The sequence below is a fragment of the Pseudomonas sp. 58(2021) genome, assembly GCF_017491585.1.
In the GTDB taxonomy this organism is placed as follows: Bacteria; Pseudomonadota; Gammaproteobacteria; order Pseudomonadales; family Pseudomonadaceae; genus Aquipseudomonas; species Aquipseudomonas fluorescens_BT.
Map to the genome: position 1 here is coordinate 190,770 of NZ_JAFGYZ010000002.1, position 22,091 is coordinate 212,860.

General features: G+C 61.7%; 22 protein-coding genes. 8 read left to right on the forward strand and 14 right to left on the reverse strand.

The genetic code is table 11. The annotated features are described in order from the left end of the window. Nucleotides 1-9: 9 nt before the first annotated feature. The 3 genes from J5M72_RS02945 to J5M72_RS02955 are packed head-to-tail and all read left to right on the forward strand — an operon-like array spanning nt 10 to nt 4,395. Nucleotides 10-1,617, forward strand: a complete 1,608-nt coding sequence (locus J5M72_RS02945) for a carboxyl transferase domain-containing protein (RefSeq protein ID WP_207863966.1) — start codon at nt 10-12, stop codon at nt 1,615-1,617. A gap of 13 nt (nt 1,618-1,630) precedes the next feature. Next, on the forward strand, nt 1,631-2,446 hold the full coding sequence (locus J5M72_RS02950; protein ID WP_207863967.1) for a gamma-carboxygeranoyl-CoA hydratase: 816 nt from the start codon (nt 1,631-1,633) through the stop codon (nt 2,444-2,446). Next, nucleotides 2,446-4,395, forward strand: coding sequence for an acetyl/propionyl/methylcrotonyl-CoA carboxylase subunit alpha (locus J5M72_RS02955; RefSeq protein ID WP_207863968.1), 1,950 nt, complete (start codon nt 2,446-2,448; stop codon nt 4,393-4,395). Before J5M72_RS02950 ends, J5M72_RS02955 begins: the two co-directional genes overlap by 1 nt. A 39-nt stretch (nt 4,396-4,434) precedes the next feature. On the opposite strand, the gene J5M72_RS02960 is transcribed toward J5M72_RS02955, so the two are convergent. Continuing rightward, nucleotides 4,435-5,091, reverse strand: coding sequence for a LexA family transcriptional regulator (locus tag J5M72_RS02960; protein ID WP_085648459.1), 657 nt, complete (start codon nt 5,089-5,091; stop codon nt 4,435-4,437). Nucleotides 5,092-5,220: 129 nt separating this feature from the next. Here J5M72_RS02960 and J5M72_RS02965 point away from each other — a divergent pair, with 129 nt between their 5' ends. After that, entirely contained in the window at nt 5,221-5,559 is a 339-nt protein-coding gene (locus J5M72_RS02965; RefSeq protein WP_169430982.1) for a DUF3077 domain-containing protein, read from the forward strand. Nucleotides 5,560-5,690: 131 nt separating this feature from the next. On the opposite strand, the gene J5M72_RS02970 is transcribed toward J5M72_RS02965, so the two are convergent. Next, on the reverse strand, nt 5,691-5,930 hold the full coding sequence (locus J5M72_RS02970) for a hypothetical protein (protein ID WP_207863969.1): 240 nt from the start codon (nt 5,928-5,930) through the stop codon (nt 5,691-5,693). A gap of 97 nt (nt 5,931-6,027) precedes the next feature. Between J5M72_RS02970 and J5M72_RS02975 the strand changes: the two genes are divergently transcribed. Both J5M72_RS02975 and J5M72_RS02980 read left to right on the forward strand, forming a co-directional pair. Beyond that, nucleotides 6,028-7,179, forward strand: a complete 1,152-nt coding sequence (locus J5M72_RS02975; protein WP_207863970.1) for a M14-type cytosolic carboxypeptidase — start codon at nt 6,028-6,030, stop codon at nt 7,177-7,179. A gap of 151 nt (nt 7,180-7,330) precedes the next feature. Continuing rightward, the gene (locus J5M72_RS02980) at nt 7,331-8,536 is read left to right on the forward strand and encodes an MFS transporter (protein WP_207863971.1); all 1,206 of its coding nucleotides are present in this window, start codon (nt 7,331-7,333) and stop codon (nt 8,534-8,536) included. A gap of 9 nt (nt 8,537-8,545) precedes the next feature. Here J5M72_RS02980 and J5M72_RS02985 read toward each other — a convergent pair whose 3' ends face one another. From J5M72_RS02985 to J5M72_RS03005, 5 genes are all read right to left on the reverse strand, one after another. After that, entirely contained in the window at nt 8,546-9,091 is a 546-nt protein-coding gene (locus J5M72_RS02985; protein WP_169430986.1) for a cytochrome b, read from the reverse strand. Further along, nucleotides 9,088-10,182, reverse strand: coding sequence for a catalase family peroxidase (locus J5M72_RS02990; RefSeq protein WP_207863972.1), 1,095 nt, complete (start codon nt 10,180-10,182; stop codon nt 9,088-9,090). The genes J5M72_RS02985 and J5M72_RS02990 overlap by 4 nt, the downstream gene beginning before the upstream one ends. Before the next feature lie 121 nt (nt 10,183-10,303). Further along, a complete protein-coding gene (locus tag J5M72_RS02995) occupies nt 10,304-11,068 on the reverse strand; it encodes an enoyl-CoA hydratase-related protein (RefSeq protein ID WP_169430988.1) in 765 nt (254 codons plus the stop codon). 46 nt (nt 11,069-11,114) lie between these two features. Continuing rightward, nucleotides 11,115-12,449 (reverse strand): hypothetical protein, encoded by a 1,335-nt coding sequence (locus J5M72_RS03000; RefSeq protein ID WP_207863973.1) that lies wholly within the window; start codon nt 12,447-12,449, stop codon nt 11,115-11,117. Next, nucleotides 12,446-14,023 (reverse strand): amino acid adenylation domain-containing protein, encoded by a 1,578-nt coding sequence (locus J5M72_RS03005; protein WP_207863974.1) that lies wholly within the window; start codon nt 14,021-14,023, stop codon nt 12,446-12,448. The genes J5M72_RS03000 and J5M72_RS03005 overlap by 4 nt, the downstream gene beginning before the upstream one ends. A gap of 254 nt (nt 14,024-14,277) precedes the next feature. On the opposite strand from J5M72_RS03005, the gene J5M72_RS03010 reads away from it, so the two are divergent. Beyond that, nucleotides 14,278-14,784 (forward strand): sigma-70 family RNA polymerase sigma factor, encoded by a 507-nt coding sequence (locus J5M72_RS03010; protein ID WP_169430991.1) that lies wholly within the window; start codon nt 14,278-14,280, stop codon nt 14,782-14,784. Then, on the forward strand, nt 14,781-15,533 hold the full coding sequence (locus tag J5M72_RS03015) for an anti-sigma factor (protein ID WP_207863975.1): 753 nt from the start codon (nt 14,781-14,783) through the stop codon (nt 15,531-15,533). Before J5M72_RS03010 ends, J5M72_RS03015 begins: the two co-directional genes overlap by 4 nt. Before the next feature lie 5 nt (nt 15,534-15,538). Here the strand turns inward: J5M72_RS03015 and J5M72_RS03020 are convergent, their stop codons facing one another. From J5M72_RS03020 to J5M72_RS03050, 7 genes are all read right to left on the reverse strand, one after another. Continuing rightward, nucleotides 15,539-16,510, reverse strand: coding sequence for a spore coat U domain-containing protein (locus J5M72_RS03020; RefSeq protein ID WP_169430993.1), 972 nt, complete (start codon nt 16,508-16,510; stop codon nt 15,539-15,541). Further along, nucleotides 16,507-18,864 (reverse strand): fimbria/pilus outer membrane usher protein, encoded by a 2,358-nt coding sequence (locus tag J5M72_RS03025; protein WP_207863976.1) that lies wholly within the window; start codon nt 18,862-18,864, stop codon nt 16,507-16,509. The genes J5M72_RS03020 and J5M72_RS03025 overlap by 4 nt, the downstream gene beginning before the upstream one ends. 108 nt (nt 18,865-18,972) lie before the next feature. Beyond that, nucleotides 18,973-19,755 (reverse strand): molecular chaperone, encoded by a 783-nt coding sequence (locus J5M72_RS03030; RefSeq protein WP_207863977.1) that lies wholly within the window; start codon nt 19,753-19,755, stop codon nt 18,973-18,975. 23 nt (nt 19,756-19,778) lie between these two features. After that, nucleotides 19,779-20,279, reverse strand: a complete 501-nt coding sequence (locus J5M72_RS03035) for a spore coat U domain-containing protein (protein ID WP_207863978.1) — start codon at nt 20,277-20,279, stop codon at nt 19,779-19,781. Between the two features lie 4 nt (nt 20,280-20,283). Next, nucleotides 20,284-20,820 (reverse strand): spore coat protein U domain-containing protein, encoded by a 537-nt coding sequence (locus tag J5M72_RS03040; protein ID WP_207863979.1) that lies wholly within the window; start codon nt 20,818-20,820, stop codon nt 20,284-20,286. A 19-nt stretch (nt 20,821-20,839) separates the two neighbouring features. Beyond that, nucleotides 20,840-21,373 carry a spore coat U domain-containing protein gene (locus J5M72_RS03045; RefSeq protein WP_169430998.1) on the reverse strand — a complete coding sequence of 178 codons (534 nt, stop codon included), beginning with the start codon at nt 21,371-21,373 and terminating at the stop codon, nt 20,840-20,842. An 82-nt stretch (nt 21,374-21,455) separates the two neighbouring features. Next, complete coding sequence (locus tag J5M72_RS03050; protein WP_207863980.1) at nt 21,456-21,977, reverse strand: spore coat U domain-containing protein; 522 nt, start codon at nt 21,975-21,977, stop codon at nt 21,456-21,458. Nucleotides 21,978-22,091 lie beyond the last annotated feature (114 nt).

The following is a 22,091-nucleotide window of genomic DNA, read 5'->3' on the forward strand; positions in this document are numbered from 1 at the left end:
GAGCTGCCCATGGCTATCCTGCATACCCAGCTCAACCCTCGTTCAGCGGAGTTCGCTGCCAACAGCGCGGCGATGCTCAAACAGGTCGACGCCCTGCACACCCTGCTCGCCCAAGTGGCTCAGGGCGGCGGCGCGAAAGCTCAGGAACGGCACACCTCGCGCGGCAAACTGCTGCCCCGTGAGCGGATCAACCGCTTGCTCGATCCGGGCTCGCCGTTTCTGGAAATCAGTCAATTGGCCGCCCACGCCGTTTATGGCGAAGACGTGCCGGCCGCAGGCGTGATTGCCGGGATCGGTCGCGTGGAAGGCGTCGAGTGCATGATCGTCGCCAACGACGCGACCGTGAAAGGTGGCTCGTACTACCCGCTGACCGTGAAGAAACACCTGCGCGCCCAGACAATCGCCCAGCAAAACCGCTTGCCGTGTATTTATCTGGTGGACTCGGGTGGCGCCAACTTGCCGCGTCAGGACGAAGTGTTCCCGGATCGCGAGCACTTCGGGCGGATCTTCTTCAACCAGGCCAACATGAGCGCCATGGGCATTCCGCAGATTGCCGTGGTCATGGGCTCCTGCACCGCCGGCGGCGCTTACGTGCCGGCGATGGCTGACGAAGCGATCATGGTGCGCAATCAGGCGACGATTTTCCTCGCCGGCCCGCCGCTGGTGAAAGCCGCGACCGGAGAGGTGGTCAGCGCCGAAGACCTCGGCGGGGCCGATGTGCACTGCAAGACCTCCGGGGTCGCCGACCACTACGCCGAAAGCGACGAGCACGCCCTCGCCCTCGCCCGCCGCAGCGTCGCCAACCTCAACTGGCGCAAGCTCGGCGAAGTGCAGCAGCGCGCACCGATTGCGCCGCTGTACGCCAGCGACGAGTTGTACGGCGTGGTTTCGGCGGACGCCAAGCAGCCGTTCGATGTGCGTGAAGTGATTGCGCGACTGGTGGACGGTTCGGTGTTCGATGAATTCAAAGCCTTGTTCGGCACCACGCTGGTGTGCGGTTTCGCCCACCTGCACGGCTACCCGATCGCGATCCTCGCCAACAACGGCATCCTGTTCGCCGAAGCCGCGCAAAAAGGCGCGCACTTCATCGAACTGGCCTGCCAGCGCGGCATCCCGCTGCTGTTCCTGCAGAACATCACAGGCTTCATGGTCGGCCAGAAATACGAGGCCGGCGGCATCGCCAAACACGGCGCCAAACTGGTGACCGCCGTGGCGTGCGCCAAGGTGCCGAAATTCACCGTGATCATCGGCGGCAGCTTCGGTGCCGGTAACTACGGCATGTGCGGACGGGCCTACGATCCGCGTTTCCTGTGGATGTGGCCGAATGCGCGAATCGGCGTGATGGGCGCCGAACAGGCGGCCGGCGTGCTGGTTCAGGTCAAGCGCGAGCAGGCCGAACGCAGCGGCCAGGCATTCAGTGCCGAGCAGGAAAGCGAAATCAAGCAACCGATTCTCGACCAGTACGAAGAACAGGGTCACCCCTATTACTCCAGCGCACGGCTGTGGGACGACGGCGTCATCGACCCGGCACAAACCCGCGATGTACTGGCCCTGGCCTTGTCCGCGTCGTTGAACGCGCCAATCGAACCGAACCGCTTCGGCGTGTTCCGGATGTGATCGGGAGAACCTCATGAGCGACTTCAACACCCTCGAATTGCAGAGCGATCCACGGGGTTTCGCGACCCTGTGGCTGAGCCGCGAAGAAAAGAACAACGCGTTCAACGCCGAGATGATCCGCGAACTGATCCTGGTGCTGGACAAGGTCGCCAGCGACGCCAGCCTGCGTTTCCTGCTGGTGCGCGGACGCGGCAAACACTTCAGCGCCGGCGCGGATCTGGCCTGGATGCAGCAATCGGCCGAGCTCGATTACCACACCAACCTCGACGACGCCCGGGAATTGGCGGAGCTGATGTACAACCTCGCCAAACTGAAAATCCCGACCGTGGCCGTGGTGCAAGGCGCGGCGTTCGGCGGCGCGCTGGGTCTGATCAGTTGCTGCGACATGGCGATTGGCGCCGATGACGCTCAGTTCTGCCTGTCGGAAGTGCGCATTGGTCTGGCGCCGGCGGTGATCAGCCCGTTCGTGGTGCAAGCCATCGGCGAACGTGCGGCGCGGCGTTATGCGCTGACGGCCGAGCGTTTCGGCGGGCAGCGAGCGCGTGAAATCGGTTTGTTGTCCGAGAGCTATCCGGCGACCGAGCTTGAACAGAAAGTCGAGCAATGGATCGACAATCTGCTGCTCAACAGCCCCGCCGCCATGCGCGCCAGCAAAGATCTGCTGCGTGAAGTCGGCAACGGCGCGCTGACTCCGGCCCTGCGCCGCTACACCGAAAACGCCATCGCCCGCATCCGCGTCAGCCCGGAAGGCCAGGAAGGCTTGCGGGCCTTTTTGCAGAAGCGTCCGCCGAGCTGGCAAGCCGCAACCACCACCAAGGAGCCGCGTTGATGAGCGCACCTGTTCTCACCACCCTGCTGGTGGCCAACCGTGGCGAAATCGCTTGCCGGGTCATGCGGACCGCCAAGGCTTTGGACCTGACCACCGTTGCCGTGCACAGCGCCACCGACCGTGAAGCGCGGCACAGCCGTGAAGCGGATATTCGTGTCGATCTGGGCGGCAGCAAAGCCGCCGACAGCTACCTGCAAATCGACAAACTGATCGCAGCGGCCAAAGCCAGCGGCGCTCAGGCGATTCACCCGGGTTATGGTTTTCTGTCGGAGAACGCCGGGTTTGCCCGCGCCATCGAAGCCGCTGGCCTGATTTTCCTCGGCCCCCCCGCCTCGGCCATCGACGCGATGGGCAGCAAATCCGCCGCCAAAGCCCTGATGGAAACGGCTGGCGTGCCGCTGGTGCCGGGCTATCACGGTGAAGCCCAGGATCTGGACACCTTCCGCGATGCTTGCGAGCGCATCGGCTATCCGGTACTGCTCAAGGCCACCGCCGGTGGTGGCGGTAAAGGCATGAAGGTCGTTGAAGACGTCAGCCAACTGGCTGAAGCGTTGGCCTCGGCCCAGCGTGAAGCGCAGTCGTCGTTCGGCGATTCGCGGATGCTTGTGGAGAAATACCTGCTCAAGCCGCGTCACGTGGAAATCCAGGTGTTCGCCGATCAGCATGGCAATTGCCTGTACCTGAACGAGCGTGACTGCTCGATCCAGCGCCGGCACCAGAAGGTCGTTGAAGAAGCACCGGCACCGGGCTTGAGTCCGGAACTGCGTCGGGCGATGGGTGAAGCGGCTGTGCGTTCGGCGCAGGCCATCGGTTACGTCGGCGCCGGCACAGTGGAATTTCTGCTGGACGCGCGCGGCGAGTTCTTCTTCATGGAGATGAACACGCGGCTACAGGTCGAACACCCGGTCACCGAAGCCATTACCGGGCTCGATCTGGTGGCCTGGCAGATTCGCGTCGCCCGTGGCGAAGCGTTGCCGATCACACAGGATCAGGTGCCGCTGAACGGGCATGCGATTGAGGTGCGGTTGTATGCGGAAGATCCTTCCAATGATTTCCTGCCGGCGACCGGGCGTCTGGATCTGTATCGTGAATCCGCCGCCGGGCCGGGGCGTCGTGTGGACAGCGGCGTTGAGGAAGGCGATGAGATTTCGCCGTTCTATGACCCGATGCTCGGCAAGCTGATTGCCTGGGGCGAGGATCGTGAGCAGGCGCGTTTACGGCTGCTGAGCATGCTCGACGAGTTTGCGATTGGCGGGCTGAAGACCAACATCAACTTCCTGCGGCGGATCATCGGGCATCCGGCGTTTGCGGCGGCGGAGCTGGATACCGGGTTCATTCCGCGTTATCAGGAACAGTTGCTGCCAGCGCCTGCTGCGCTGAGCGATGAATTCTGGGAGGCGGCGGCGCAGGCTTTTGCACAGAGCCTGCCGGGGATGGCTCGGGCGGATGATCCCGCTTCGCCTTGGGCGCTTCACAGTGGTTTGCGCGCCGGGTTGCCACGGGAAATCGCTCTGCATTTGAGCTGCGAGGGGCAGGATCGGGCGTTGACGCTCGGTGCTGACGGCAATGCAAAACTGATCGGCGAGCATCTGGTGCTCGAGCACGATGGGCTGCGTCGACAGCTGCGTGCGATTCGTCGTGGAGAGTTTCTGTATCTGCAATGGGACGGCGAGCTGCGACGCGTTGAAACGTACGACCCGATCAGCGCTGTCGAAGCCAGTCACAGCCATCAGGGCGGTCTGACGGCGCCGATGAACGGCAGCATCGTGCGGGTGCTGGTGGAGGCCGGGCAAGCGGTTGAGGCCGGCGCTCAATTGGTGGTGCTGGAAGCGATGAAGATGGAGCACAGCATCCGCGCGCCCCATGCCGGCGTGATCAAGGCGCTGTATTGCCAGGAAGGCGAAATGGTCAGCGAAGGCAGCGCACTGGTCGAACTGGAAGAAGCGTGAAAGGTGGATCGATCCTACGCCTGGCGAGGATCGATCTGACTAGTATTTGGCGGTTGCCTGAACCACGACACCGATGATTCGGCACTCTTCGGTCAACAAGGCTTTCGGCCAGGTCGGATTGAGCGGCACCAGGTAACGCTGGCCGCCCTCTTCGATCAGCTTGCGGAAGATTGCCTCGTCGCTGTCCGGCCATTGGGCGATCACCAGTTTGCCGGGCTCGGCTTCCAGCGCCGGATCCACCAGGATCATCATCCCCTCGCCAATGCTCTGCCCGGTGGGCGCAGTCATCGCGTTGCCCGTTACCGTGAGCCAGAACGCCGGGCCACGGGCGTGGTAATCCGTCAGTTCGAAACGTCGCTTGTCTTTGGCACTCGAATACGCTGGCTGACTTTCACGGGCCTCGACCGGCGCATTCCACTCGCTGACCGGATAGCGAAAGTAAGGGTTGTACTTCTGTGCCAGAGGCATTTCGTCGTCCGCATCGATCTGCGGTTCACGAATTACCACCGCGACTTCGAGATACTCCATGCCCAGTGCTTTCAGCACGCGGTTCATCTGCGTGATGCCGGGCTCGCGGCGCTTGTTCAGCCAATGGCCGATGCCACCCTGAGACATGCCGACGCGCTCGCCGAGCTCGACTTGAGTGACGTTGAGTTCACTCATTTTGGCTTTGACCAACTCAATCCATTTATCCATGTGCGGCACCATACGTGGACGCCTTCGGCCGGCAAAACACATATTGTAGTATTTAAATTCTGGTCACAAATACTATAAGTACTATTCTTGGGTCACGGATTTGAATCGACCAAGGAGTGACCTTTCACCATGAATATCACCAGCAACGACTTGCCCGACCTGCAGATAGACACCACTTTCAAGTCACCGCAGGGCTGCGCCGCAGCGCAGCGGGCATTGGACTATTACTTGAAACCGGCTGTGTCAGCGCCGGACGTGGAAGAACGATTTTTCGGCGTAAACAGCAACCTGAGCGGCGAAGAATCCCTGGTCCACGCCTCCGATCTGCTGCGATGCGCGGCGGCCACGGCATTCAAGGCAGCGGATGGTCTGCAGGGTGTCAGTCGGGATCTGGCGTTTTCGGTAGTGCACATGGTGGACATGGCACGGGCGATGGTCGATCACTCGCTGGATGGCGGTGTTCGATGAAGACGGACAGGAAAGAATTTTCCAATCGCGCAGATAAAAACGTTTGACTTGCAAATGATAATGATTATTATTGCAAGCAGCTGGTCGCGAGATCAGTCGATGGGCCAGAGACCTTAGGTCGGTCTTCTGGACTATCTCCTCATCAGGCTAATCACGGTTTTTGACCCGGCTTTTTGCCGGGTCTTTTTTTTTGCCAGTTTTCTGGCTTTTGGCTTCAGGCTAATGAAGTCTTTGGGTGCCGCAAATTCGATGGCGCGGATAATATCAAAAGAATATTGCTTGGCAAGCGAACCCCGGCCACATTGGGGCGAACTAATGCCAATTAGCACTTGAGAATCAATCGCACAGCCACTAAGCTGCCTGCGCGTCATGGAAGACGCCCCCCGCCGCAACCCGCAATTTCCCTCGGTTTCACCCCTGCCTTGCGTGTAAAGTAGCCGCCATAAAAATCATATTCAGGAACCGATTATGACCGTGGCCAAATCTTCGTTCGACATCAGCGCCAACTTCGACAGCGGCAACATCCAAGTCATCGACATCAGCAACCCGCTCAACCCGGTTCTGGCCATTCGGCCAGATACCCGCAGCGCCCATTTCCAGTGGTTCCACTTCAAGGCCAGCGGCCTGCATGTTCATCAGGAACACTGGTTCCGCCTGGTCAACGCCAGCCAGTCCTCCTACAACAAAGCCTGGACCGGCTATCAGGCGGTCGCTTCCTACGACCACGTCAACTGGTTCCGCATTCCAACCCAATTCGAAGGCGACAGCCTGCGCTTCTGCCTCGAAGCCGAGCAGACTCACGCCTGGTTCGCCTACTTCGAGCCTTACAGCCGTGGCCGTCATGACTGGCTGATCGAGCAAGCGCTGACCAAGGCCGGCACCGAACTGCTGGCCACCGGCAAAAGCGTCGAAGGCCGCGACATCCAGCTCCTGCGCAAAGGCACCGGTGCCGAAGTCCGCCGCAAGATCTGGATCATCGCCCAGCAGCACCCCGGCGAACACATGGCCGAGTGGTTCATGGAAGGCGTGATCGAACGTCTGGAGCATCACAACGATCCAGTGCTGAACAAACTGCTGGAAAGTGCCGATCTGTATCTGGTGCCGAACATGAACCCGGACGGTGCCTTCCACGGTCACCTGCGTACCAACGCCATGGGCCAGGACCTGAATCGCGCCTGGCAGAACGCCAGTCAGGACGTCAGCCCGGAAGTGCTTTTCGTACAGCAGCAGATGGAAAAATATGGCGTCGATCTGTTCCTCGACGTACACGGCGACGAAGAAATTCCTCACGTGTTCACTGCCGGCTGCGAAGGCAATCCAGGCTACACCCCGCGGATCGAGAAACTCGAAGAGCACTTTCGCAGCCATCTGAAACACACCACCAAGGACTTCCAGACCAAGTACGGCTACACCCGCGATGAACCGGGTCAGGCCAACATGACCCTGGCCTGCAACAGCGTCGGCCAGAAGTTCGACTGCCTGTCGTTGACCCTGGAAATGCCGTTCAAGGATCACGACGATGCGCCGAACCCGCTTACCGGTTGGTCGGGCCAGCGGTCGAAGCAATTGGGCAAGGACGTGCTGACCACCATCGCCGACATGGTCGACACCCTGCGCTGATATCCCCTGTTTTTCGCCACATGAAAGATCGCAGCGCTGTCTGCGATCTTTTTTTTTGCGTTGCACTTTTTGCCTAATCAGGTTGCAAAACAAAACCAGATTACCTACCGTCAATCCAGTTTTAATTTAAAACCTGAAAAGGAATCAGAACATGAAAGCGCAAACACTCGGCAGCGGTGTCGTGCTGCTGTTCGCCATCGCCTGCGGGCTGGCCGTCGGTAATGTGTACTACGCGCAACCGTTGCTGGACGCCATGGCCGAAGCATTCAACCTGTCACCCGCGAGCATCGGTATCGTCATCACGCTGACCCAGGTCGGCTACGGCATCGGACTGGTATTGCTCGTGCCGCTCGGCGATCTGCTCAACCGCCGACGCTTGATTGTCACGCAAACCCTGCTGTCCGCCGCAGCACTGTTGATGATCGCACTGGCCACCAACAGCACCTGGCTGCTGGTAGGCATGACCCTGACCGGCCTGCTCGCCGTCGTCACTCAAGTGCTGGTGGCCTATGCCGCAACCCTGGCCATCCCGGCGCAACGCGGACACGTCGTCGGCGTGATCACCAGCGGCATTGTGGTCGGCATCTTGCTCGCACGCACCGTAGCCGGCGGGATGGCGGATCTGGCCGGCTGGCGGGCGATCTATCTGTTGTCGGCAGGAATGACGCTGATCATGGCGCTGTTGCTGTTTCGCGCGCTGCCCAAGGATGAGAGCCCCCAACCGGCAACCTCCTACGCAGCATTGATTGCTTCGGTGTTCAGCCTGTTTCGAGAGGAGCCCGTGCTGCGACAACGGGCGATTCTGGCGTTGCTGACCTTCGCCAGCGCCATGGTGCTATGGACGCCCATGGTCCTGCCGCTGGCCGCCCCGCCGCTGTCGCTTTCCCACAGTGAAATCGGATTGTTCGGACTGGCCGGCGCGGCTGGCGCACTGGCGGCTGCAAGAGCCGGACGCTTGGCGGACAGTGGTCTCGGGCAATGGGTCAGCGGCCTGTCCTTGTTGCTGATGCTCGGTTCGTGGCTGCCGATCGCATTGACCCAGTCCTCGTTGTGGGCGCTACTGATCGGCGTAATCACTCTGGATCTGGGCTTGCAAGCCGTGCATGTCACGAGCCAGAGCATGATCTACAGCGTTCGCCCACAGGCACAGAGCCGACTGACTGCCGGCTACATGCTGTTTTATTCGGTTGGCAGCGCCCTGGGACCCATGGCCTCGACGGCCATGTACGCCTGGGCAGGATGGTCGGGTGTCTGCTGGTTGGGTGCCGCAATCAATATCGTCGCGCTGCTTTACTGGTGGCGAACATTGGCACCGCAAAAACGTGGCGAGCAGTGCTCCCTCGCCACGTCGGAATAACCTCCGGGGTCAGTCGCGACTCCGTCCCCGCAGCATGCTGTCGAGTACCTCGTCGCGGCGCACCCAGCCATGAAACAACGCGGCAGCCAGATGCAGCAACACGGTCAGAAACAGCAGATAGGCCAGATAGCCATGCGCCTTGCGCAGCAAGGCGAACACCTGGGCATCCGCCGGAAGGATTGACGGTAATTGCAGGGATCGCCCCAACATCACCGGATCCCCCGCCGCACTGATCATCGCCCAGCCCAGCAGCGGCAACACCAGCATCAATGCGTAAAGCAACAGGTGCGACGCCTTGGCTGCCATCACCTGCCAGCCCGGCAGGTCCTCCGGCAGTGGTGGCTGACGAGTCCCCAACCGGACAAGGATGCGCACGATCACCAGCAACAGAATTGCGATACCCAAAGGTTTGTGCAGGTTGATCAGCCATTCATGCCGCGCTGACACCGAGGTCACCATGCCGGCCCCGATGAACAACATGGCGATGATCATGAGTGCCATCAGCCAGTGCAGCAGCCGCGCCAGCGGATTGAAATGCGTCGGTGGCGTTCTCATGGGCGTGCCTCCTGTTTGCCAGTGGGCAATTGACTGACTTCACTGGTGCGGCGCAGATAGGAATCGGCGTAGCCGGCTGAGCGCGCAGCCAGCAACGGGTCGTCGGAGCCTTCTATCCCGGCGGGCAGAACCAGTGGGTCATAGTTGATGTCGCGGCATTCGCCGCTGAGTTGCGGCTGAGTCTTTTCCAGGACCAGGGTGCCGGCGTTCAGCATTTTGCGACCGGCTGGCCAGACTTTGCTCGCGTCATTCACCGGATCGTCGGCATTGGCCAGCGTGAGGTTCAACTGAAAACGCAGCGGCCCTTCGGCCAGCCGTCGCACCAGATCCTTCTCGAGAAAATCGCTGCCTTCTGGAGCCACAGCTCCCGCTGCATCCTGGGCCAACGGCGCCATGCTCCAGCGCACGGCCTGCTTCTTGCCGCTCGCGTCGACCAGATAGAACGCGTTGACACTGTTGTAAGTCTCGGTCACGTAGCTGGCCGAAGGTTTGGCCGTCTTCACCCAGGTCAGGAACGGTACGGCCTCCGGATGCGCGGCGAAAAATGCCGGCACTTTGGCGGGATCGGGTTTGCCGGTCGCCGGGTCCGGCAATTGCGCCTGTTGCAACTGATAGAACGCCTCGGGCGTGCCGACCGGAAACACCGGCATGCTGTTCATTCCAGTGCGCCATTGCTGCCCGTTGGCCTGGGTGAAGCGCAGCGCCAGACTGCGAATCGGTACCGCGCTGTCCGGCGCATAAGGATTGCCCGCCGGCAGCGCGAATCGACCGACTACCGGAGTGCGTGGCTCATTGAACACTTGCGCGACAGAGTAAGGACGCGCCTCACCACTGCTTTCGAAATGACCGATGACGCAAACACCCTTGGCGTGATTGCGACGGAACCCCGGATGCACGCCGTTGTTCTTTTCCAGCACATCGACCAGCGCCTTGGGCGTCAGGCGTTGTGGGTCAAAGTTGCCATGAACGTAGGCAAACGCCCCGGCCACGGCTGCGACCACCACGGCGATTCCGCCGAGACGCAACACCAGGCTCGCGGCACTCAGTGGCGGGCGTTGGGGGCCGCCGGGCGGTGAGCTGCGATCAACCATGAAAAACTCCAGGGCCATCGGCCATAGGGAAAGGTGCTATGAGACGCACGCCTCGTAGGTTTATTCCCTTTGAACTGTAGTTTCTTTCACGCGGTGACGCGCGAGCCCACCTCCGGGCCGTTTACATCAGATCGAACCGTGGCTCGCGCTTTTCCAGAAATGCCTGCATGCCTTCCTTTTGGCCGGGCGTAGCAAACAAGCCGTGAAACGAACGCCGCTCGAACAGAAGGCCTTCGCGCATCCCTGATTCATCGGCCCGGTCCACCGCCTCTCGCGCAGCCCGTGTCGCGGTGCGAGGGAATCCGCCAATCCGCCGCGCAACCGCCAATCCCTCTTCAAGCAAATGCTCGGCGGCGATCACCCGCGATACCAGCCCCGACTGCTCGGCCTCACGAGCGGACATCGAGCGCCCCGTCAGAATCATGTCCATGGCTTTTGCACGACCGATCAAGCGAGTCAGTCGCTGCGTGCCACCCATGCCCGGCATCACCCCCAAAGTGATTTCAGGCAGACCGAATTGTGCGGACTCGGCCGCTACGATCACATCGCACATCATTGCCAGCTCACACCCTCCGCCATAGGCGAACCCCGCCACTGCCGCAACCTTCGGAGTACGCAGCGCGGCGAACGCGTCCCAACCGGCAAAGTAATCTTCCTGAATCATGTCCAGACAAGACTTTTCGTACATCTCCTTGATATCGGCGCCTGCCGCGAAGTAATCCTTCGTACCGGTGATCAGGAAACACCCGACACCCGGATCACCATCAAGTGCTTGCAGGGTTTCCAGCAGCTCGCGCATCAATTGTGCGCTGAGCGCGTTACGGGCGTGGGGCCGGTTGAGGCGGATCAGCACCACGCGACCCAGTCTTTCGATCAATATATTCATCGCAGTCTCTTTCTATGTAAGGGGAAGGAAAACGGCAATACGCCCGTCAGGAATCCCAGATCGCGCCATAGGCCGGAATGCCCCGTCCCTCCATTTCCTTGACCACGCGCTCCGTCAACGTCTGGTTGGAAATGCAAATCACCGCCTCCGCGCCGTGGCGTTGAACCGCCGAGTAGGCCAGCGACACCAGGTCTGGCTTGCCCAGCAGATCGGTATCCCAGATATGCGCATCGGGTTGGGCTTGAAGAATTTCATCGACCAATGCGTCGCCGTAGGTCTTTCTCGGGCTGCGGGTCGACCAGATCAGATGAATGGGCACCTGCCGCGCCAAAAGATGCGGCAGCACCGGGCCGATCCCGCTGCCCGTGGCGACGTAAACCACCGACTTGAACAGGGTTTCAATGCGAGCGACCCCGGCGGTGGTGATGCCCTTGACCCAGACATGGGTTGGCGGTTGCTCGATCAGTTCGCCTGTCCAGTCACCCGCTCGGGAAATGATCAAGCGAAAACCCCGCTCGCCCGGTGCAGGAATGTTGGCAAAGGAATGCCATTCCCACAGCGGATTGCGACTGATCGCGGTGGAGGATCCGGCGAACGGCGTATGGTGATCGAAGCGGGCAATGACTGCATGTGACGATGGCTTGACCAACGTCACCGGCACCCTGCGAAGACGCAGCCAGGGCAACGCAATGCTGAGCGTCAGCACCGGCAGCATCCAGAACGACGCAGACGTCAGCAACACCGGTGTCAGATCCGTCGCTGGATTGCGGTCCCGGGCAAACACCAGCGTCATGGCCCAGAACAGCAGCAAGGCAGCCCAACCGGCAAAACGGTGTGTACGTTCAAAACCGTTATGAAACCGCGAACGAATCCCTGGCATCGCCATGATCGCCATCAGCAACAACAACCCCAGCAACGTGCCGCTGATCGCCAATAGCGTCAGCGAAACCCCACCTACGCCTTCGATCCGTTGCCAGACCAGCGAGCCGAACAACGCGAAAAACCAGGCAATCGCCGCCATCGCGCCACCACTGTGCAAACCACCAAAGTGATAGACCTTGGCCAGTGACCGGCGAATCGCCAACGGCCAGGTCGCAGGCGCACGCGTGGCCAGCCAGAACAACACGTTGATCAGATATTGCTGACGAATCAGTATCGCCATCGACAGGTTGATCAACACCAGTTGCGACAACGCTTCCAGATCCTGTCCCGAAGCTGACCACCACTGTCCGGCGGTCAGTCCATGCCCGAGCGCAGCGAAATTGCAGATCAACACCAGCGCGACCAGCCGGTTGTAATGAGAAAACAGCGGCAGCGTCCCCAGACGTCGCCATAACGCACGCGGCTCGGGCAAAGTGACGCCTGTGTCCAACCCGCTCATTGCCCCGCCTCCTGTTCGGCGGCGGTACGTTGTGCGTGGTACGCCTGGGCTCGCTCAAGCAACAGGCGTTTGTCGACTTTGCCCCGCGAGGTCAGCGGAATTTCATCCACCGGCAGAATCATTGAGGGGATGCAGTAATAGGCCAGGCGCTCTTCACAACGGCGTCGTGCCGCATCGATGTCCGTGGAAACGGGGTAGACGAAAGCCACCAGATTGCGGTTATCGAATTTCAATGTGACGGCGCGCTCACATCCCGGTGACGATTCCAGCGCTGCGGACACCGAATCCAGCTCGACTCGAAAGCCCCTGACTTTCACCTGATCATCCACACGACCCAGGTGCTCCAGCTCGCCCTCATCCGTCCAGCGCCCCAGATCCCGGGTACGAAACATCATCCGCCCCTGCCCCAGAAACGGATCGAGACGATAACGTTCGGCAGTCAGTGCAGGGTTACCCAGATAGCCCGCCGTCACGCAATCACCACCGGCCCACATCTCGCCCTGTTCGCCCGGCCCACACAATTGCCCCGTTTCATCCAGCACATAAACCGTGTTGTTCGGCGTCGGCCTGCCGATCGTCAATCGGCCCGTCCCCTTGTAATGCTGCAAGGTGTTGATGATGGTGGTTTCGGTGGGCCCACAGGCGTTGTAAAAAGTGCAAAAGGACGCCCAACGATCGGCCAACGGCTGCGGGCAGGGTTCGCCTGCAAGGGCTACCACCTTCACCTGACTGCAGCGCGCGGGGTCCAGCGTGGCGAGAATCGACGGCGTTGCGATCAGCACATCACATTGCTCGGCCGTCTCGGCGATGTCCTTGCCGCGAATCATCAGCGTTGCGCCATGGGCCAGGCAGCCCAGAATTTCCCAGGCCGCCATGTCGAAAGCGATGTTGAGGATCTGGCCGACTTTCAAACCTGGCCGCATACCGAGATTGCCGGGAGCGGTGAGCAGAATATTGCAGACATTGCGTTGGGTAACCCTGACGCCATTGGGTTGCCCGGTCGTGCCGGAAGTGAACAACACAAAGCACAGCGCATCCGGTGACGACGCATCACTCCCCACGTTCAAGTCATCGGCAATCGAGCCTGGCGAATCGATGAACGCGTCCAGAAAGATGCAGTGCTGTTCCGCCGTCAGGGGAATGGCATGCGCCAGCGTTGAAAGCGTCAGCACCACCCGCGTCGAAGCGACTTCCATGATGTGGCGCAATTGAGTCGCAGGCGTAATGCCAACATGCTGTGGAATATAGGCAGCCCCTACCTTCAATGCGGCAAGCATGCCCACCAGCATCGGGATGGAACGTTCGACAAACAAGGCGACATGATCACCCGGCACCACGCCATGAGCCTTCAGCGCTGTGGCCAGCCGGTTGGCCTGGCGATTCAGTTCACCATAGGTGAGGGTTTGCCCCTGAAAACACGCGGCCTGATTCTGCGGATGAGCTGCAGCCTGCTCTTCGATTGCGCGATGGATCAACGAGAATCCAGGCTCGACCACCGGACCGCAACCGAACTGACGCCATGCGTCTTGTTCGACGCACGAGGAGAACCGGGTATCCATTGCGATTGCATGCATCTCTAACATCCCTATTGCTCAAATTATCGTTTCAGCCAGATCAGCCACCGACGGCAGACTGCTTCGGTGGTTGCTTGCGCTTGTCGGACGGGTTGAGCCGGGAAATTTGAATCCATTACATGGACTGCAAGATGCGGTGAGCTTTCCTACGTAGCAGGTTATGAAATCTTTCAGCCCACAGGATGGAATAAGCTGTGTCGGGAGGCGTCTCTCCTTATGACTACCGCGCTTCTGAGCCAGAGCATGCCCCTGCCATGAACACACTCGACGAACAACTTCGCGAAGTGATCCCCCGATTGCGACGCTTTGCCGTGTCGTTGACGCGCAACGCCAGCAGCGCCGACGATCTGGTCCAGGCCAGCCTGGAGCGTGCCCTGTCCAGTTGGGGCGACAAGCGCGCCGAGGGCGATCTGCGCGCCTGGCTGTTTTCGATCCTGTACCGCCAGTTCCTCGATGCGCACCGGCGCTCCCGGCGCTACGCCCGGATGCTCGAATTCTTTACCGGCCGCGATGACACCGAACCCTCGGTGGAGCGCACCGTCATTGCCCAGTCGACCCTGCAAGCCTTCGATCGCCTGCCCACCGAACAGCGCGCCCTGCTGCTGATGGTCTCGGTGGAAGGCCTGACCTATAAGGAGGTCGCCGAGATCCTCGACGTCCCCACCGGCACCGTGATGTCGCGCCTGTCCCGCGCCCGCCAGGCTTTGCGCCAGCTCAGTGACGGCGAAATCAGCAGCCCTTCCTTGCGGATACTCAAATGATCAGCCTGCCCCCCAGCGAGCGTGATTTGCACGCGTACATCGACCACCAGCTCAGCGACGCCGACCGGCGTGTACTGGAAAACTGGCTGGCCAGCCACCCCGACGAGGCCGCGTTGATCCGCGCCTGGCAACAGGACGCCCAGCACCTGCGCGCCGCCCTGGGTGGCGCCTTGCAACAACCGGCCAATCCGGACCTGGACCCCGTGTTGATCCGCCAGCGGCTCAAGCATCGATCACGTCGACACTGGGCCAGTGCGGCGGTGTTGCTGATCGCGGTCAGCCTCGGCGGTGTCAGTGGCTGGCAGGCCCGGGAAATGACCTTGGTGCGTTCGGTAGCGCCCATGAGCGATGCCCTGCAGGCGTACCGCTTGATCGCTCAGCAAGGGATTCTGCCGGCGGACTACAAGGTCGGCGGCGCCGGCGACATGCAGGGCTGGCTCGACCGCTACTTCACGCAGGCCAATCGACTGCCGGACCTGACCGCAGCGGGTTTCCGACCGGTCAGCGGGCGCTTGCTGAGCACTGACGAAGGTCCGGCGGCGATGGTGATGTATGAGGATCGAGACGGGCACAAGGTCAGTTTCTACGTGCGCCCGCCGGGGCCGAAAAACACCTTCCTGCCACGGGGTAGCCGTCGCGACGGTGATCTGCAGGCCGAGTACTGGTCCGGCGAAGGTTACAACTATGCGATGGTCAGCCCGACCGACACTCCGGCGGCGCCATTGCTCCAGCACACCGAGCGCTTCTAGCCGGTTCAGAAACCGACATCCAGCACCACGTTATCCAGATAGGTACCGGCGGGCGGCGTGGTCTGGTCGGTGTAGATCTTCGCGTTGTAGTTGAAGATCTGGCTGCCGGTGCCCAGGCCATTGCCGGGATTGACCTCGGCATCGGTGCTCGCCCGACGTGCAGCGCCGACACTGCCCCAGCGGGTAGTGCCGGCGCTTTTGAAGATGTCGTAGGCCAGGTAATTGCTGCCCGAGATCATTTGCCGTCGACCGCCGACACTGAGCGCGTTCTGTCCGTCGCTCAAACCCACGGTATAGGCGCTGCCCTTTGTGCAGGCCAGGTTGATGGTCTGCCCGGTCACCGGGGTAAACGCGCTGATCACCGGAGCGCTGCCGAAGGCGATGTTGGGCGCGGTGATGGTGCAATCGTTGGCCACGGTCAGGTTGACCGTCAGCGTCGTAGTACCGCTATTGATATCGCGCCCCAGGCAGAGTCCGCCGACCCCGATGCCCGAACAGTAATTCCAGTTCCAGAAAATGCTCAGGGTTTCGGTATAAACCCCGGCCGCCACGTTGCTGCCGATCGTGGTGCCGAGATACAACGGCACGGTTTTCGGCACGGTACCGTTGAGCAATCCCAGCGCGTCGATGATGCCATTTCGGGCGAAATCGTAGGCCGTGCCGCGAGTCAGCGGGTAACTGGTGCTGTTGTTGGCGTAGATCGTATAGCTGATGACATCCCCGCTCGGCCCGAGCAGGCCGCTCTGGGTCGAGGTGACCGTAGCCCAGAAATGGTCGTTGCTGGTCAGCAGCGACAACAGCGATCCGGTACAGCTCAGACCGCCGTTCAGCGTGGAACTGGGTTGCGATGTGGTGCGCACCGCAATCGAACTGATGGTTCCGAACGCGGCCGGTGTGGTGGTGACCACCGAGCACAACGCCTGTACTGCACCGGGCAGCATCAGCACCAGCCACAGGCACAGCCGCATCGCCTTCATTGACATACCAACGGCCCGATCAGCGGCACCTGATCCTGCTGCAGATCGACGTTGAATTGCGCCTGACAGGTCTTGCCATCGGCCAGCGTCACCCTCAGCGAATTTTGCACCTGCAGGTTTTCCAGATAGACCAGCCCGTCCCAGCCCACCACCGTGCGCGTGCCGCTCTCTTCATGCAACACGCCGCTGCCCAGCGGCAATTGCTGCTGTTGCGCGTCCACCAGCACGATGCTCGCGGCCATCACCCGGCTCAGCGCAAACTCCAACAGATAGCCACTGCCACGGCGCACGGCAATGCGCTGTTCGACATTCGGGCTGCGTACGTTGGCCGGCAGGTTCAACGGATCGATTTCGTATTTGCCACGGTAGTAGGCGCTGCTCCACGGCACCAGCAAGTGGCCGTTGCGGTCGGTCTGGCCGATCTGCTGGTTCTCGTAACGCACCGGGACATCCGCGTAACCGTCGGTACTGACCACCACAAACGCATCGTCGATGCGGTTGGCGGCAAACACTTGATGGTCCATCCACACCAGCGAACCGCTGGCATCGGCCCAACGCGTTTCGGCGTCCGAGGTGCCGTAGACACCGGCCTGCAATTGCACCGACTGCAAGCGCCAGGTGACGTCGGCCTGACGGTAATCGGCGCCGTCACCCTTGGCATAACCCAGGTTGAAACCCACCCCGCCCTCGGAAGGCACGGCACGGCTGTAGTTGACCCGCTGTTGGCTTTGCCCGTTCTTGTTGCGCTCGCTGCTGATGGCCAGGCTGCCGCGCAGGTCGAACGGGATCACCAGTTGCGCCTGCACCGCCCAGTTGGCGTCGCCTATTTCGCGGTTGGCGGAGAGATAGAAACTGCTGTTGCGCCACAACGGCTTGCTCCAGCTCAGGTTGAGCAGCCGCGTGCGGCTATCGTCCGCCGCCCGGATATCGAAGTAACCGACCCCCAGACTGCCCCAGCGCTCAAGGTTGAGGCTCAGGGTCGCCTGTTCGCTGCGCTTGCTGAGGCTGGTGTAAGGACTGTCGACGACCGTGAGGTCGGCGTACTGGTCGCGGCGCTGTAACCGTTGCCAGGAAAAGCTGAAGCGCTGGGCGCTGTACTGGTAACCGAGACTGTATTGCTGACCGCCATCGCCGTCGAAACGGCTTTGACTGATCGCACTGTTGAGCACCCCGAAATTGCCCAGACGCAGGTTGCCACCGAGGCCGCCGAGGGTCAGCGACTCGGCGGCTTCGGCGTGACTTTCCAGCGTGAAGCTGTCGCTGATGCCATAACGCAGGCTGCCCGACGTCATACCCGACCCGTAGCTGAAATCCTTCAACCCGTAATCCCGGCGCAGCGTACCGGCCGCCACCGAGAAGTCGCTCAGGCCCTTTTGCAACAGACTGCTGGTGACATAAAACGGTACGGTGGTGGACACCTGCCGGCCCAGCGCATCGGTGGTCACCACCACAGCCTCGCCCGCGCCGTTGATGAACGGGATGTTGGTCAGGGTGTACGGACCCGGTTGCAAATCGGTGCTGCTGGACTTGTAGCCGTTGATGAACAAATCCACCGAGGACGGCACCGCCGCTTCACCGGCGAATTGCGGCAGCGGATAGGTCACAAGATCCGGGCGCACGGCGAAATCCCGCGAAAACTGCACGCCCCCCAGACGCACCGAACTGCTCCAGGGCAAGGCGCCGCTGACCACATCCCCTGCCTCGTACGTCAGCATCCGCTCGTCGTCGGAGTACCGCCAGGTGGTGTCGTAGCGCAAATAGCCATTGTTCAGCGTACTGGCCGAATCCCCGGACAAGGTCTGCCGGTACTGACCGGTGCTGGACAGCGTGCCCCAACTGTCGAATACCCGTATCTCGTTCCACGCCGCCAGATAAGTGCCGGCATCATCGGTGTCGTTGAGGTACAGGTCATAGTTGAACAACGCGCCGAAACTGCTCAGCGCCGGGGTGCGTGGATAGACCTGACGGTTACCGATGAACTGCTCCGGCAGCCAGTCCGGTGGCACATCGAGCAACAGCCGCTGGCCGACGCTGTCGTAGTCGCTGTGCAGCCCCGGCAGGCCGTCGAGATCGACTTCGGCACCGGCACTTTCGGGCAGCGTCATGCCGGTGTCATGCAACACACTGGCCGGCAGGAACAACCGCCCGCCGCGCTGATCCACCGCCACCACGCGACCGGTATTCATCTGGTTGACCACCAGTTCCAGAAACAACTGTGCATCGCTGACGGCCTCCATGCCGCTGGGAGGCGGCGGCAGATCGCCGGCCCCGGATGGATGAATGAACATCAGGCAACACGCGCCGGTGACAAGCCACAACGGACGCTGAATACGGCGAGCCCATCCCGGACTCATTAGCGTGCTTCGTCCGTCAATGGACTGGTTCCTCCTGAAACCGCTGTTGCCCGCCAACCTGTCGCTTGCCCGGCGGCCGCGCACTACCAGACCCGCAGGTTGAAGTCCCTACTTCGCCGGGGCGATGCCTTGCATCTGCGCCGCGCCATTGATCCGGCCCACCAGCTCCCCCGTCACGGATCCCGGCGCCGGCCAGCGCATGACCGCGCCTGGCAGCACATAACCCAGCAATCCCTGCGCCAAAGGTTTGCTCTGCCCGCCCTGTTTGAGCGCGACATCCGTCAGTCGCGCATGCACCGCGCCCTGGTTGCGCACTTCCACATAGGGTTTGCCGTCGACCGAGACCGTGCGCCAGCTCAATTGCGGCAGGCCGATCCCCTTGGGATCGCGCTGCCGGGTGCTGTCTTCCTTGCTCCAGAGCCCTGCTCCGTAGGCGAACAGCGGCACCGAATAGCGCATCTGGAAACGGATCGCCGCAGCGGTTTTCCCCGCATCGGCGACGGGAGGCTGAGCCGAAGGAATTTCGTCGATGATGATCCGGTAGGCCAGTTCCTGGCCGGGCGGCACGTCTTTGGTCCGGGTCAGGCGCACCAGTTGTTTCTGCCCCGGTTCAATCTTCGCCACCGGCGGACTGCCAATCACGTCACGCTGGTTCCGGTACTGCTCCTGGTAACCGTTCTGGCTCCAGCCAAACACACGGATCTGCAGGTTGGCGGTCTCGCTGCCACGGTTCTCCAGCCATAACGCACTGGCCTGCTGATCGGCCTCAAGCACCGGATCGATGGGCCAGATCAGCACCGAACTGGCCGCCTGGGCCTTGATCGCCCCGAGTGAAGCCAACATCAACATTGCGCAACCCGCCCGCAACAGCCGCGACGAGACAACCCCCATAACCCCGCTCCTTGTGCCATTCATCACCACGACAGTTGCACCTGCAACACGTCGCTGTACGTCCCCCCGGGCACCGTGCCCGGCAACTGCACCTGACCGTAGATCGGCAGGCTGATGTTGTTGGCGTCGCTGTAGGCCACCGCCACGGTCTGACCGATTCCCAGGCTCTGGCTGTAGGCCGCATCGCGAAACAGCGCATAAGCCACCCGCGCGCTGCCGCTGTTGAGCTGCATGTGTCGACCGCTGCTGTTGTACTGGCCGCCATCGACCGTCATGTTCAATGTCACGCCCGGCGTGCATTGCAACTGCACGCCGCCGGTCAACGCCACTTGCACCGTGCCGGTGGCCAGGGCCGAACTCGAACCGAAATTCAGTCCGCCATAGTTCGACACCCCTCCCACCACCAGGCAGCCAGGTGTGATTGTCGCGCTGACCTGAAAGCTCTGGCTGGTCACTGCTGCCAGCGGTAACGGCGCCGCCCCCGCGCACAGCACCAGCAGTGCCGCACAGCCATGCCGGCCCATGGCACTAGAACGTCAGTTCAACGGCAATGGTGTCGGTATAGGTGCCCGCCGGCAGGCCGGCCTTGCCCACCGCCTGACCATAGATATTCACGGTTTGCGCCACCCCTGTGCTGGCGGCAAGGCTGATCACCCCGTCGATGGCCAGCAGTTGCGAGTGCCCGGCATCGGTGTACAAGTCATAGGGCACATAGTTGGCAACCCCGTCGTACAACGCGCGACTGCCACCGGGCGACTGGCCGTCATGGGCGCCGGCCCGCACCTTGACCGTCGGCGTGGTGCCGGCAGAACAGAGAATCGACAAGGCCCCGCCACCGCCGCCCAGCACCTGCCCGGTCGCGGTGGTGAACAGACTGTTGGCCGTGCCGAAATTCAGGGCGCCGAAGTTCAGTCCGGTGGATCCGCCAGAGCCGTTGACCTGGCAACTGCTGATCAGGATCAGGCTGGAGGTGATCTGGCCGGTGACCGTGGTGGCGGCGTTGACGCTGGAAGCCAGCGTCAGACCGAGCAGCGACAGACCTATCCTTGATGCAATCGTACCCATGGTGTCCTTCCTCTACGATTTACCAGTCGAGCGTCACCGTCAGGGTGTCGGTATAGACACCGGCCGGTACCGCGCGGGTGTTCGCCACCACCGTGCCAAATACCGGAATCGGAATCTGTGCGCCGCTGGTGACCGCGAAATTGTGTTGCTGGCCGATGCTGTAGCTCTGGCTGCCCGAGGCATCGAGAAACAGTTGATAGGGGATGGTCTGACGACCGTTGCTCAGGCGGCGGGTATTGCCGTCGCCATGGGTGCCGCCGTCGATACTCACGGTGAAACCGGTCACCGACGGATTGCAGGCGACGTTGAGCCTGCCGCTGCTGTCATTGGCCAGACTGGCCTTGATGGGAGTATTCCAGGTGGGGCCCTGCTGGCCGAAGTCGAGCTTGCCGAAATCCCCCACCGGGCTGGCGGACGTGGAGGTGTTGGTCACTTCGCAGCCTGCGATCAGGGTCAGGCGGGCGTGGATCTGTCCGTTGACCGATGCCTGCGCACCTTCGGTGAGCAACAGCAATGCGCCTGCGGTGATGACCAGCCAGTGCTTGCCCGTCATTGCATCCCTACTCCTTCCGGTCCCTGAAGATCGTCCACTGCGCTCGTCATTGAACGCACCATTGCCGCATCACTCCGGTTGATCACCAGGTGACGGTCACCTTGACCAGATCCGAGTACCGACTGACCCGTGGCACCTCGGCCACCCGCTCGATCCGCCCGTACAGCGGCAGCGTCACCGAGCCGCTGTCCGGTACACGTCCGCTGACCGGTACATCCACCACCAGCGGCACCTGCCGCGCGGCATCCTGATACAGACGGTAGGGAATCGCCTTGCCCCCCGCCTCGCCCGCCATGTAACGCACCTCGCCGGTCCCGCCGTGCAGTCCGCCATCGACACGCAGCTGGTATGGCGTGTCCGGGTTGCACTCCAGGCGTGGCAGGCGCGAAGGGGTCAACGCCGCCCCGAGCGGTCCGGCCGGATCATCGAGCCGCGCCGTACTGCCGAAATCGAGCACACCCAATTGCCCGATACCCGCGTCACGCTGCTGACCGATCAACTGACAGCCACGCTGCACGTCGACCCGCACTTCAACCTGCAGATCGGCGCCATGCGCCGGTGCCGCGAGCCCGCCCAGCAGTGCCCAGACCACTCCTGCATTCACCGTCCGATCCTTGATGGCGACAGCGTCTCTGCCGTTACAGTGTTTCAGGTTAGCAACGGACGCCGAATGCGCCAGTCGATTGGATCCATTGATCGTGCGGGATATGTTTCGAAA